General features: G+C 36.5%; 2 protein-coding genes. Both read left to right on the top strand.

What is annotated here, in order from left to right; genetic code table 11:
• Positions 1 to 43: 43 nt before the first annotated feature.
• A complete protein-coding gene (locus tag HZY94_RS10710) occupies positions 44 to 364 on the top strand; it encodes an IS630 transposase-related protein (RefSeq protein ID WP_179925967.1) in 321 nt (106 codons plus the stop codon).
• A gap of 46 nt (positions 365 to 410) precedes the next feature.
• Positions 411 to 890, top strand: a complete 480-nt coding sequence (locus HZY94_RS10715; RefSeq protein WP_179925968.1) for a transposase — start codon at positions 411 to 413, stop codon at positions 888 to 890.
• Positions 891 to 895 lie beyond the last annotated feature (5 nt).

Raw genomic sequence — 895 nt, forward strand, 5'->3', positions numbered from 1 at the left:
TATAGTCGTTTAGCTTATAAACCGTATATGGTATACTTGTCTTATGGCATACGGAATTGATTTTAGAAAACGTGTCCTCGCTTACGTAGAAGAGGGACATACACGTCAAGAAACTGCAAAACTATTTAATATTAGCACGAATACTTTATACACCTGGGAAAAGCAACAACGAGAACAGGGACATTTAGAACGTAAGAAGCGTGTAGCTAAGTCTAGAAAAATCCCCTTGGATCAATTAAAAAACTTTGTTGAGGAAAATCCAGATGCCTTTTTAAGGGAGATTGCAGAGCATTTTTCTTGCAGTATTCCCTCTGTTTGGGCTGCTTTGAAGCAAGTGAATCTTACTTTAAAAAAAGACGACTAGCTATAAAGAGCAAGATCCGGAAAAAGTTCATAACTACATTGAGGCATTGGCAGTTTTAGAACACTTACCAATTGTTTATATTGATGAAACAGGTATTGATACTTATCTTTATCGTAAAAATGCCCGTGCACCAAGAGGTGAGAAAGTCTATGAGAGCGTTAGTGGTCGTCGATTCAAACGAACATCGATTGTATCAGGACAAGTGAATCATAGATTTATAGCTCCAATGATTTATCAAGGGAGCATGACCAGTGCTTTTTTTGTCGAATGGTTTAAGACCCAGCTCTTGCCTTCTTTGGAGGTTCCTCATGTTATTGTCATAGATAATGCAAGTTTTCATCCTAAGAAGATTTTAGATGAACTTTCTATTTGTAATGGTCATTTTTTTCTCCCTTTACCACCATATTCCCCTGAACTGAATCCTATTGAGAACAGTTGGGCTATTTTGAAAAAAGCGGTGACAGAATTGCTTAGAAAGACAGGCGATTTGACTGATGCAATAACATACTATTTAAAAACTAAATGACTATA

Origin of the sequence: Streptococcus danieliae (assembly GCF_013415245.1) — a bacterium.
Lineage (GTDB): Bacteria > Bacillota > Bacilli > Lactobacillales > Streptococcaceae > Streptococcus > Streptococcus danieliae_A.